Here is a 12,261-nt window from a genome sequence, read left to right as displayed (position 1 = left end):
CGATTACAGATGCTCAGCTTCGTATTTCTCGCCAGCCTTTAGCATCAGGTCAATTTGCTTTAAATCTTCAGCGGTAAGTTCTTCTTTTTCCTGTAGTTCAAATACGGCAATCATATTGTCTTCGTACTGTTTTTCTGTTTTGATAACGATTTCGGTTGCCATGATTGCTTAAAATTTAATAATCTCTGTAGGTGTAATGCAAAAATCTAAACGGATGTCGTATTCATTTACATCATCTATCTTTTCTATTGCAGGCGACAAAGATAAGCCTATTTTTTTAGCATTTAAATTTTCGAGAAAGCGGTCGTAAAAGCCTTTTCCATAGCCCACACGATAACCGTATTGATCAAATGCTAAAAGCGGAACTAAAACCATATCCACTTCACCATTGTGAATAGTTCCCTTTTGAGGTTCAAGAATATCGTAAATGTTTTTCTGTAAGTCATCAATACCAAGATATTCATGATGGGTCATCAGTGCAGTTTCAAAATCAGCTTTTGGAACAATTATTTTGATGTGAGGATGATTTTCTGCAAGCCATTCGATTAACAAAAAAGTATTAGGTTCTTTTCTTTTCGTAATAGGCAGAAAGATATGAATTGTATTGACTTGAGTAAAATCGAGCGATTTAAAGTGATTTAAAAGGTCCTCATTTAGCAGGTTGTATTCAGCCTCGCCAAGTGATAATCTTTCTTTTAGGGCTTGCTTTCTTATTTCAGCTTTTAACATCAGGCTCAAATTAATAATTTTTATGACAAGTTGGGCTAAGGAGGTTTGGCTTAACGCAAAAAGCCCTTGAAATAAATTCAAGGGCTTTCTATAAATGTAAAATGCTATTTTACACGTTCAACATATTCGCCTGTACGTGTATCAACTTTGATTTTATCGCCCTGGTTTACAAACATGGGTACTTTAACCTCCACACCGTTTTCTAGTGTTGCTGCTTTCAATGCATTGGTAGATGTATCACCTTTTACCGCTGGCTCAGAATAGGTAATTTCAAATTCAGCAAAGTTTGGCAATTGGCCCATAATGGCTTCATCGCTTTCCATAGAAACAATTACACTCATGCCTTCTTTTAAGAATTTAATGGCAGAACCGAATAATGCTTTTTCTACATTATATTGTTCGTAAGTGTTGTTATCCATTACCACTAAATAATCGCCATCTTCATATAGATATTGATAATCACTGGTTTCTACGCGGCAAATTTCCACAACCTCGTCGGTATTCATGCGCGCTTCTACAATTCTCCCTGATTTAATGTTACGAAATTTGCCAGTGTAAAAAGCACCACCTTTACCTGGTGTGCGGTGATTCCATTCGTCAACCGTAACCAATTCGCCATTTAGACGAAGGATGTTACCATTTTTAATTTCTGATGCTTTAGCCATATTATGTGATCCTTAATTGGATTTATATTTAGTTTTTTTGTGACCGCAAAGGTAAAATTTTTTTATTTAAAACCTATAAAGGGATTCGTGCTTCAGGCTTATGGTTTTCGCCATATCAGCACCTATTTAACACGCTCCATATAGGCTCCTGTCTTGAATTATCTTGTTGCTGTTTTCCGAACATCAAAGTTAAATAAATCAGGGTTGATTTGAAAAGCAAAGCTTGATTTTGTTGACATAAGATCGTCATCAGGAGAAATTTGATTGTTTTTTTAAAAGCTTTAAGGTTTAGTAAAAGGAATTTTGATCTCTCTCCATTAGTGAGGTTTAAAAAGAAAACAGACTTTGGCTAATCCATCATTTAAAAAAACTCCGGATAAAAGAAATGCCTTTGGGAACCACTCCAAAGGCATAATCAACCTAAACCTCAAACTAAACTATGAAAAACTCTTTGCCTTTTCAGGCTTTATATTTGATTCTGCAAAAGCAGAAAAAACAATCAATTACTAAAAGAGATTAATTGGATAATTGTTTCTCTTTTTGGTGGTGCAAAGGTAAGAACTATTTATCAATTACAAAATATATTTATTAAAATTTTTTTATAATACAAATAAATGACAAATGCTTCGCGTCTTATCGATGTAAAAAACGACACAAATTACTTATAATCAGATATTTGTATCTCTTTATCGCAAAAATCATATTCATGAATTTGATTTGAACCTATAATTGTTAATCTTCCTGATGTGAAGTTTTCAATTAAATCGCGATACCAGTCTACACCCTGAACATCTAAATTACTTGTTGGCTCATCTAAGAAAAGAATAGGAGCGTCTGAGCAACATGCTAAAGCAAGTTTAGTTCGTTGCTTCATTCCTGATGAAAAATACTTGATTTCTTTGTTAGCAGACTTTTCTAAACCAAGAATGGATATAAGGGATTTTTGATCGATGCCCGGGGCAAAATTTTTAAATTTGAAATGAAAATCAATAATTTCTTTCAAGGTAAAAGTTTCTACCAATTCGAGATAGGGGGCAGCCAGACTGATCCGCTGGTAGATATCTTCAACGGGAATATCTTTATCCCCTGAAAATGAGATTTGTCCTTCAGACGGGGTTAGACTTCCGGTTAATACACTTAATAATGTAGATTTACCAGAACCATTTGGTCCTAAAATTGCGTAACGGTTGCCAGATGAGAACTCTGTGCTTAAATTTCTAAAAATCCACTCCTTGTTAAATCTTCTGCCGATTTTTGTTAAACTTATCTTCATTTTATTAGTATCAAGTATCAGGATTTGAGTAACAAGCAGCAAGATTTAATTCAGGCATTTAAAGCTTTTGCCATGCAAATGCTATTTTCTACACCAATATACTGACCATAGTTTGGCGTAATCTGATATCCGCATTTTTGATAAAGTGCAATGGCTTCAGGTTGTTTTTTACCAGTTTCCAATACACATTGAGAAAAACCCAATTCGGCAGCCCAGTTTTCAAGTTCACCTACTATTCTGGCCGCTGTACCTTTTTTACGGTAATCTGAATGAACAAACATCCTTTTAACCTCTACTGTATCATCAGAAAATTTTTTGATCGCTCCACAGCCTGCCGGAGTTTCATTTATATAGGCAACAATCACTTCCTTAATCGCATCAACTTTATTAAACTGCGAATAAAAAGCATGTTCATCACCGTCTCTAATCGCTAAATCCTGATCTAATAGTATTATCAATTGTTTGAAATCGACATCATCCGAATCAGTTCTAATCAACTTTAAATCAGTCATGAATTATTGTTTTTATGCTTTGATCTTTCTGCTTTAAAGCTTAACTACCCATGCCGAAACCCTTCATCACCCCTCTGTTTGAGTTCCGGATAAAATCTACAATTTCATCGCGGATTTCCGTTGGCTTGAATTCTGCTTCGATCATATCTAAAGCTTTGGTTACGTTATTATGTTTTACAAAAAGTACGCGGTAAATTTCCTGAATTTCATCGATCTGTTCGTTCGTAAAGCCTCTTCTTCTTAAACCAACGGAGTTAATTCCGGCATAAGAAAGTGGTTCTCGAGCCGCCTTAACGTATGGAGGAACATCTTTACGAACCAATGATCCGCCAGTTACAAAAGCATAAGAACCAACCTTTACGAATTGGTGAATCGCCACTAAACCAGCTAAAACCACATTGTTTCCAATGGTAATGTGACCAGCCAAAGTGGTGCTGTTTGAGAAGATACAATTATCGCCCACTTCGCAATCATGTGCGATATGAGAATACGCCTGAATTAAGCAGTTGCTGCCAATCACAGTCTTCCATTTATCTTTGGTACCACGGTTAATGGTTACACATTCGCGGATAGTGGTATTGTCTCCAATTTCTGCAGTAGTTACTTCCCCTGCAAATTTTAAATCCTGAGGTTCACCGGAGATTACTGCTCCGGGAAAAATGCGGCAGTTCTTACCAATCCGGGCGCCATCCATAATGGTAACGTTCGAGCCAATCCATGTTCCTTCGCCGATCACAACATCCTTGTGTATCACTACAAAAGGTTCGATCACTACGTTTTCGGCAATTTTTGCCTGTGGATGTATATATGCTAAGGGTTGTATCATGATTCGGCTGGTTCTGCTTGTTTAATTTTTGAAATTTGTGCCATCATTTCGGCCTCGACAACGATTTTCTCGCCAACCATACCCACACCTTTCATCTGAGCTATACCTCTTCTGATGGGTTCAAGTAAATCGCAACGGAAAATGATGGTATCGCCGGGAAGAACCTGAGCCCTAAAGCGAACGTTATCTATTTTTAAGAAATAGGTTAAATAATTACGTGGATCCGGAACGGTACTTAACACTAAAATACCACCTACCTGAGCCATGGCTTCAATCTGAATCACACCCGGGAAAATCGGTGTACCAGGAAAATGCCCTTTGAAAAACTCCTCATTCATGGTTACGTTTTTAACGCCAACCACGTGGTTTTTGGAGAGTTCTAAAATTTTATCGACAAACAAAAAAGGCTGACGGTGAGGCAAAATATCCATAATCTGAACAACGTCATACAATGGTTTTGCACTTGGATCGTATACCTTTTGATTTTTTTTATTTTTCTCTTTTTTAATGGCTGCCTTAATCTTTTTTGCAAAAGCAACATTCGCCGCATGGCCAGGACGAGCCGCCATAATGTGGCCTTTAAGGTGCATACCAACAAGAGCCAGATCACCTATCATATCTAATAACTTATGGCGGGCAGGCTCGTTTTGGTAACGTAACTCCATATTGTTTAGGATTCCCTGAGGGGCTACATCAATATCTGCGCGGTTAAATAGCTTTGCCAGGTGGCTCAACTCATCTTTTGTAACCTCTTTATCTACAATCACAATGGCGTTATTTAAATCGCCACCTTTGATTAAATTGTGTGAAAGCTGATACTCCAGTTCATGTAAAAAGCAGAAAGTACGGCACGAAGCAATTTCTTTTTTAAATTCTGCAATGGTATTAATGCCCGCATGCTGACTCCCTAATACCGGCGAATTATAATCGATCATACAAGTGAAACGGTAGTCATCCAATGGCATGGCTACAATCTCTACCTTTCTATCTTCTTCGGTATAAGTGATGTTATGGGGAATGGTAAAATATTCACGATCTGCATTTTGCTCAACTATTCCAACTTCTTCAAGAAGGTCTACAAACTGGATAGAACTTCCATCCATAATGGGGGTTTCCGGACCATCTAATTTAATAAGTACGTTATCTAAATCCATCCCAACCAGAGCAGCCATAACATGTTCTACCGTACTTACGCTTGCGCCATTTTGGGTTAAGGTTGTACCACGGGAAGTATCTGTTACATTATCTGCATCTGCATCAATAATGGGATGACCATCCAAATCAATACGTTGAAATTTAAACCCATGATGTTCAGGGGCAGGGCAAAATGTTAAAGTCACATTAGCGCCTGTGTGTAAACCAACACCAGATGCTGATACTTCTTGTTTAATCGTTTTTTGTCTAACGTTCATTGTGTATTGTGTTCTTTTCCAGTTCAGCCGTAAGCTTTTTCAATTCCTCTTCGAGCGTATTTATTCTTTTTTCTACATCTGGAAGATGTTTGAAAATTACTGAGGCCCGCATCCAGTTCCGCAAAGGTTGCGCCGGGCTGCCGTGCCATTGTTTATTTTCTTCTGTAATGTTAAAGTTGATTCCTGCCTGTGCGCCAATTTGAGTACCTTTTGCTAAAGTTAAATGGCCGGCAATACCAACCTGTCCGCCTACAACGCTGTTCGGGCCTATTTTTGTACTGCCGGAAATACCCGATTGTGCAGCTAAAACAGTGTTTTCTCCAATCTCAACATTATGTGCAATCTGAATAAGGTTATCAATTTTCGCGCCTTTTTTAATAATAGTAGATCCCATTGTTGCCCGATCTACAGTGGTATTGGCACCAATCTCTACATCATCCTCGATAATTACATTACCGATCTGCGGAATTTTATTGTAAGTGCCATCTTTTTGTGGTGCAAAACCAAATCCATCACTGCCAATTACGGTATTGGCATGTATAATTACCCTGCTTCCAATTATGGAGTTGTGGTAAATTTTTACGCCAGAGAAAAAAGTGCTGTTTTCGCCAATTCTGGAATTAGCGCCAACAAAAGTTTGTGCATTAAGCTTGCTGCCATCGCCAATGATCACATTTTCAGCAACATATGCGAAGGCATCTATAAATACATTCGAACCAATTTTGGCCGTTGGATGAACGAAAGCCAGTTTGTTTATTCCAGACAAAGCCGCTTGTGCATTTATCGCTTCATTATATTTATCGAGTAAAACAGTAAATGAACTGTATGGATTCTCCACACGGATTAAGGTGCTGGTAAACGGCTGGTTGGGGATGAAATCTTTTGAAACGATAACAACTGATGCCTGCGTGGAATACAAAAAGTTCTCGTACTTCGGGTTGGAAAGAAAAGATAATGATCCTTCTTTACCATCTTCTATTTTAGAAAGTTCGGTAACGGCTACATCTGGGTTGCCATCAATGGAACCTTCTAAAAACTCGCTTATCTGCTTTGCAGTAAATTGCATCGTACAAAGGTATATGTTAAATTGATATGAACAAAAAAACCTGTAAGGGTTAAGGCGTGTATATTTTACACAATAGTAAGACTTAAAACGGCAGTAGAAGTCAAATATTTTGTTAAAAAATCTTAAATCCCTCGCGGGTAGCAGAGAATGTACTTCTCTACAGTTTTTTGTAGTGATTCCAGATTCGATAAATCGGACGCTTTTGCAATATCAACAATATCGTTATTTTTCATCAATATCTTGATATTCCCTACACCAGCATTATAAGCCCGGTTTTGAATCGCATCGGTAAACACAAAAAAACGGGCCTCTTCTGGTCTGATTTCCAACAGGTGAACAGCTGCATCCTTTAAAAACGCTACCCGGTCTGCATTCGCCTGCTCATTTCCCATTTCAACCTTATATAAATTTCTGGTGGTAAGCATCTGGCAAAGTGTAGAAAGTATTTTATCGGGATGTTTTGTCCAAACTTTCACTGCCGCGTAAATATCCTGATCATCCAGATTGGTGAAATGTTCCAGATGATCATGATTGGCAAAAAAGTTATTTTCGTTGATATCGTTACTTAAAAAGTAATGCAATGATGGTGAGGCAAACAAACCCTGGCCAGCTGCCGCAATCTCTTTTGCGCGCTCCAATAGCTTCACTAAAATCATTTCACCAGAAATTACCGTTTTGTGTAAATAAACCTGCCAATACATTAAACGGCGGGCAATCAGGAACTTTTCAATAGAGTAAATCCCTTTTTCTTCGATCACCAGGTTATCATCAAAAACATTAAACATTTTAATAATCCGGTCGAAGCTGATTACGCCTTCGCTTACGCCGGTAAAGAAGCTGTCGCGATTTAAATAATCCATTCTATCTAAATCCAGCTGACCGGATATTAGCTGATGAAGAAACTTTTTGTGGTAAGTACCATTAAAAACTTCGATGGCATGTGTTAATTTTCCATCAAAATGAAGATTCAAATCAAGCATCAGCTTTGCTGAAATATCCTCATGTTTAATTCCGGTAACCAAAGAGTGTTCTAACGCATGTGAAAAAGGCCCGTGACCGATATCGTGTAGTAAAATAGCCAATGTTGCTGCTTCTTCTTCACCTTCGGTAATGATATGCCCTTTGCTTCTCAAGACTTCGATGGCCAGGCTCATTAAATGCATGGCACCTAAGGCGTGATGAAACCGGGTATGCAAAGCGCCGGGATAAACCAAATGAGTCATCCCAAGTTGTTTAATATACCGCAAACGCTGGAAATAGGGATGTGAAATCACATCATACACCAATTCTGAGGGAATACTAATGAAACCGTAAACGGGATCATTGATTATTTTCTTTTTATTCAATAGTTAAAAATAGTTAAATAGATAGATACGGTACAAAAATTGCTATTTTTATTTGTAGTTTGATTTACCTGCCGAAATTAAAAGGCAATACATATCTTTTTTTACAAAAACATGCAAGAAACTAAAATTTTGTGGGCCGATGATGAAATCGACTTGCTGAAACCCCATATATTATTATTAAATGATAAAGGTTATAACGTAACAACCTTTACCAATGGAAATGATGCTTTAGAGGCATTCGGAAAAGCACATTTCGACCTTGTTTTTCTTGATGAAAACATGCCGGGCATGAGTGGAATTGAAACCCTTTCGGCCATTAAAAATTTAAATCCTGATGTTCCGGTGGTATTAATTACCAAGAGCGAAGAAGAAAACCTGATGGAAGATGCCATTGGAAGTAAAATTGATGATTATTTAATTAAACCGGTAAATCCTAAACAGGTTTTATTAACCATCAAAAAGCTGATTGATAATAAACGTTTGGTAAGTGAAAAAACGTCAATGGCTTATCAGCAGGATTTTCGACGCCTGGGCATGACTTTGGGTGATCGTTTGAGCTATGAAGAATGGATTGATGTTTACAAAAAAATCGTTTTCTGGGAATTAGAACTAGAGAAGCTTGATGATCCGCAAATGCATGAAATTTTAACCATGCAAAAACAGGAAGCCAATACCCAGTTTACCAAATTTATTGATGAAAACTACCTGGACTGGATTAAAAATAAGGATACGGCACCATTATTATCTAACGAGTTGCTGAAGAAAAAAGCTTTCCCGCATATTAATGATACCACACCTGTATTTTTCATTTTGATTGATAATTTACGTTATGATCAATGGAAAATTATCAACCCCTTAATTTCTGAATATTTCAGAATTGATGAGGAGGATATGTATACCAGTATTCTTCCTACTGCAACTCAATATGCACGTAATGCGATATTCTCCGGCCTGATGCCTTTGGAGATGGAAAAACGTTTTCCGCAGCTTTGGCAAAATGATGATGATGAAGGTGGGAAAAACATGCACGAAGAAGCATTTCTGGCGGATAATATTAAGCGCAACTTAAGAAAAGACTGTAAATTCAGCTATAATAAAATTTTAACTTTTGAGCAGGGTAAAGATTTGGTTGATCAAACTAATAACCTCTTGCAAAATGATTTTAATGCGATTGTTTTCAATTTTGTGGATATGCTGAGTCACGCGCGTACAGATATGCAAATGATTCGTGAACTGGCAAATGATGATGCGGCCTATCGTTCTTTAACTTTATCGTGGTTTGAACACTCGCCACTTTGGGATTTATTGAAAAAGATCTCGCAGAAACAAGTTAAGGTAGTTATCACCACCGATCATGGAACTATTCGCGTTAAAAAGCCGGTGAAAGTAATAGGAGATCGTGCTACAAATACCAATTTAAGATATAAACAAGGGCGGAATTTGAATTTCAATGCAAAAGATGTGTTTCTGATTAAAAACCCTCATGATGCATTATTGCCGAAAATTAACATCAGCAGCAGTTATATTTTTGCACGTGAAGATAGTTACTTCGTTTATCCAAACAACTATAATCAGTTTGTAAATTATTATAATGAAACCTTCCAGCATGGTGGGATTTCATTGGAGGAAATGATTATTCCGGTGGTAACGTATTCACCAAGATAGAATGCTGTTAATATAGATTTAGCCCAATTCATTTAATTATGGATTGGGTTTTTATATGTAATAAAACCTCCTCTTAACCCTAAAGAGAGGATATAGGGCGACTCCAGCATTTGAGCAGGATCTGGAATACTGTATTGATAAAGTATCTATTCCAAATAGAAGACAGCTACTCTCTTTTGAAATTGAACTGCAAAAGCAATGAATTTATATATTACTTTTGCCTTTATTGATGTAAAATGGAGATAGCAGTTAACGATTTATCGAATTTACCTGATGCTGCCGCAGCGCTTCTTGCTTTTGCCGGAGAGCAGAAAATTTTTATTTTCGATGGCGATATGGGTGCCGGGAAAACGACTTTTATCAAAACTTTCTGTCGCGTTCTGGGAGTAAGGGATGTGGTATCCAGCCCAACTTATTCTATCGTTAATGAGTACGACAGTGCTAATGGGCCCGTATACCATTTTGATTTTTATCGCATAAAAGACATTCAGGAAGCGTATGACTTAGGCTATGAAGAATACTTCTACGGTGGAGGAATCTGTTTAATAGAATGGCCGGAAAGGGTAGCGGAATTATTGCCTGAGCATTTGATAAAAGTTGAAATTTCAATCGTTGATGAAAACCGGAGGGTCTTCAATTTCAGTAAGGTATAACATTTTGATCTGATTTAATTAACAGAATTTCCGTACCTTGAACAACCTAAAACAAAAACATTTTTTATAAGCAGCATGGCTACAGGAATACGCGAAGGCATGGCGGATATCGCTCGTCAGGGTTTATTGCAAACTCAAGAAGCGACATTAGAGACCAGAAACAGGAAAAACAGCCTGAACATCGGAATACCCAAAGAAATTTCATTTCAGGAAAACAGAATTGCTTTAACGCCATTATCCGTTGCCCTGTTGGTTAACAATGGTCACCATGTTATTTTAGAAAGTGGTGCCGGTATTGCTGCAAATTTTTCAGATTCAGAATATGCAGAACAGGGAGCCAAGATTGTTTACGACAAAAAAGAAGTTTTTGACGCAGATATCATAGTGAAAATCGCTCCACCAATGCTGGAAGAAATCGCCATGATGCATAAAGGCCAAACTTTGATCTCTTCTTTGCAAACGGGTACACTAAAGCAAGATTATCTGAAAGCTTTAATGCAAAAAAAGATTAATGCTTTATGTTTTGAAAACCTGCGTGATGAAGGAAATGTATTAAGTGTGGTAAGGGCAATGAGTGAAATTGTGGGTTCTACCTCTATTTTAATTGCCGCCGAATATTTAAGCAATGTAACCGGAGGGAAAGGTTTGATGCTGGGTGGTTTCACTGGCGTGCCACCAACAGAAATTGTAATTTTAGGTGCAGGTACCGTTGGAGAATATGCAGCCAGAACAGCCCTGGCCTTAGGTGCCGAAGTAAAAGTTTTTGATAGCTCTATTTATCGGTTACGCCGCCTGCAGAATAATTTAGGAAGCCGCGTTTTTACCTCAGTCATGCAGCCTATTGTTTTAAATAAAGCCATCATAACCTGCGATGTGGTGATCGGCGCTATTCGTGCCAGTCACGGACGAAGCCCTTGTGTCGTAATGGAAGAAACCGTAGCCCGGATGAAACCGCATTCGGTTGTAATTGATATCAGCATTGATCAGGGCGGTTGTTTTGAAACCTCTGAAGTAACCAACCATACTAATCCAACATTTAGAAAATATGATGTGATTCATTACTGTGTACCTAACATTGCTTCGAGGGTCCCACGTACTGCATCTTACGCACTCACCAATATTTTTGCGCCCATTTTATTAGATATCGGTGAATTTGGAGGCTTAATGAACATGGTTTGGAATAACCCCGGCATTCGCGAGGCACTCTATATGTACCAGGGAAATTGTACCAATAAAGATCTGGCAGATATGTTTAGCCTGCCTTTTAAAGATCTGGAGTTATTGGTTATTTCGAATCAGTAATCACTATTTTTTCATTGCGGGAGATTTCATAAAAAAATAAATGACATTAAGGTTGTCAACTTTAATAGCAATGTGGTTAGAAAGTTGACAATTCTTTGCAATTGCTTAAAACCAAGCCTTTATGAAAATCAAACTCTTAATATTTTTTCTTCTTTTTTCTTTTTCTGGCTTTGCACAGAAAAAGGCAGTATCGGTAAAGAAACTGGTTGTTGTAAATTCCTATAACCAATACCTGGCATCGGTAAAAACCAATCCGAATAATGAATTGGTGGAGATTAAAAAAGCCATTCCAAATATTACGCTGGATATCCGCTACGCGACCAAGAATAATTTTATGAAGCAGGTGATGTACAAGCAAGCCAGGGCTTTTGCCAGGAAACCTGTTATAGAGTCATTAAAGAAAATTCAAAAAGAATTAAATAAGAAAGGCTACGGATTAAAGATTTTTGATGGCTATCGCCCGTATGCAACCACTGTTGAGTTTTACAAGAAGGCAAGTGATAAAAACTTTGTGGCTAATCCTGCAAAAGGATCAAAACATAACCGGGGCTGTGCGGTAGATTTGACACTAATCAATCTAAAAACCGGAAAAGAAATTCCAATGCCCACACCTTATGATAGCTTCTCTGCTGCGGCTGCCGCAAATTATGAACCAGTAAGCAATGAGGTGAGGAAAAATCGAAATTTTCTAATTGCTACCATGAGAAAATATGGTTTAAACGTACTTGAAAATGAATGGTGGCATTATGATTTTGTTGGTTGGCAACAGTATAATCTGATGGATATTCCTTTTGAGAAGCTTTAAGTGTATT

Annotated in this window: 13 protein-coding genes; 4 read left to right on the top strand and 9 right to left on the bottom strand. The window is 37.6% G+C overall.

What is annotated here, in order from left to right; translation table 11 throughout:
• Window positions 1-3 precede the first annotated feature (3 nt).
• The 9 genes from GJU39_RS15295 to GJU39_RS15255 form a co-directional block, all read right to left on the bottom strand.
• Window positions 4-162, bottom strand: a complete 159-nt coding sequence (locus GJU39_RS15295; protein ID WP_154281854.1) for a hypothetical protein — start codon at window positions 160-162, stop codon at window positions 4-6.
• A gap of 6 nt (window positions 163-168) precedes the next feature.
• Entirely contained in the window at window positions 169-729 is a 561-nt protein-coding gene (locus tag GJU39_RS15290; protein ID WP_154281853.1) for a 5-formyltetrahydrofolate cyclo-ligase, read from the bottom strand.
• A gap of 104 nt (window positions 730-833) precedes the next feature.
• Window positions 834-1,394 carry an elongation factor P gene (efp, locus tag GJU39_RS15285; protein ID WP_154281852.1) on the bottom strand — a complete coding sequence of 187 codons (561 nt, stop codon included), beginning with the start codon at window positions 1,392-1,394 and terminating at the stop codon, window positions 834-836.
• Window positions 1,395-2,052: 658 nt separating this feature from the next.
• On the bottom strand, window positions 2,053-2,667 hold the full coding sequence (locus GJU39_RS15280; RefSeq protein ID WP_154281851.1) for an ABC transporter ATP-binding protein: 615 nt from the start codon (window positions 2,665-2,667) through the stop codon (window positions 2,053-2,055).
• 50 nt (window positions 2,668-2,717) lie between these two features.
• Window positions 2,718-3,179 (bottom strand): GNAT family N-acetyltransferase, encoded by a 462-nt coding sequence (locus GJU39_RS15275; RefSeq protein ID WP_154281850.1) that lies wholly within the window; start codon window positions 3,177-3,179, stop codon window positions 2,718-2,720.
• A 40-nt stretch (window positions 3,180-3,219) separates the two neighbouring features.
• Window positions 3,220-4,005: an acyl-ACP--UDP-N-acetylglucosamine O-acyltransferase gene (gene lpxA, locus GJU39_RS15270; protein WP_154281849.1), complete on the bottom strand. Its 786-nt coding sequence runs from the start codon at window positions 4,003-4,005 to the stop codon at window positions 3,220-3,222.
• Window positions 4,002-5,417, bottom strand: a complete 1,416-nt coding sequence (locus tag GJU39_RS15265; protein ID WP_154281848.1) for a bifunctional UDP-3-O-[3-hydroxymyristoyl] N-acetylglucosamine deacetylase/3-hydroxyacyl-ACP dehydratase — start codon at window positions 5,415-5,417, stop codon at window positions 4,002-4,004. The genes lpxA and GJU39_RS15265 overlap by 4 nt, the downstream gene beginning before the upstream one ends.
• A complete protein-coding gene (lpxD, locus tag GJU39_RS15260) occupies window positions 5,407-6,483 on the bottom strand; it encodes a UDP-3-O-(3-hydroxymyristoyl)glucosamine N-acyltransferase (RefSeq protein ID WP_154281847.1) in 1,077 nt (358 codons plus the stop codon). Before lpxD ends, GJU39_RS15265 begins: the two co-directional genes overlap by 11 nt.
• Window positions 6,484-6,605: 122 nt before the next feature.
• Window positions 6,606-7,829: an HD domain-containing protein gene (locus tag GJU39_RS15255; RefSeq protein WP_167515702.1), complete on the bottom strand. Its 1,224-nt coding sequence runs from the start codon at window positions 7,827-7,829 to the stop codon at window positions 6,606-6,608.
• 111 nt (window positions 7,830-7,940) lie between these two features.
• Between GJU39_RS15255 and porX the strand changes: the two genes are divergently transcribed.
• The 4 genes from porX to GJU39_RS15235 all read left to right on the top strand — a co-directional run bounded on the left by porX (window position 7,941) and on the right by GJU39_RS15235 (window position 12,254).
• Window positions 7,941-9,494, top strand: coding sequence for a T9SS response regulator signal transducer PorX (gene porX, locus GJU39_RS15250; protein WP_154281846.1), 1,554 nt, complete (start codon window positions 7,941-7,943; stop codon window positions 9,492-9,494).
• 236 nt (window positions 9,495-9,730) lie between these two features.
• Window positions 9,731-10,147, top strand: coding sequence for a tRNA (adenosine(37)-N6)-threonylcarbamoyltransferase complex ATPase subunit type 1 TsaE (gene tsaE / locus GJU39_RS15245; RefSeq protein ID WP_154281845.1), 417 nt, complete (start codon window positions 9,731-9,733; stop codon window positions 10,145-10,147).
• A gap of 75 nt (window positions 10,148-10,222) precedes the next feature.
• Window positions 10,223-11,449, top strand: coding sequence for an alanine dehydrogenase (locus GJU39_RS15240; protein ID WP_154281844.1), 1,227 nt, complete (start codon window positions 10,223-10,225; stop codon window positions 11,447-11,449).
• A gap of 121 nt (window positions 11,450-11,570) precedes the next feature.
• Window positions 11,571-12,254, top strand: a complete 684-nt coding sequence (locus GJU39_RS15235; RefSeq protein ID WP_154281843.1) for a M15 family metallopeptidase — start codon at window positions 11,571-11,573, stop codon at window positions 12,252-12,254.
• Window positions 12,255-12,261 lie beyond the last annotated feature (7 nt).

Origin of the sequence: Pedobacter petrophilus, from assembly GCF_009674725.1 — a bacterium.
Classification (GTDB): domain Bacteria; phylum Bacteroidota; class Bacteroidia; order Sphingobacteriales; family Sphingobacteriaceae; genus Pedobacter; species Pedobacter petrophilus.
Note: the sequence above shows the minus strand (reverse complement) of the source record. Positions and strands in the feature narration are given on the sequence as shown.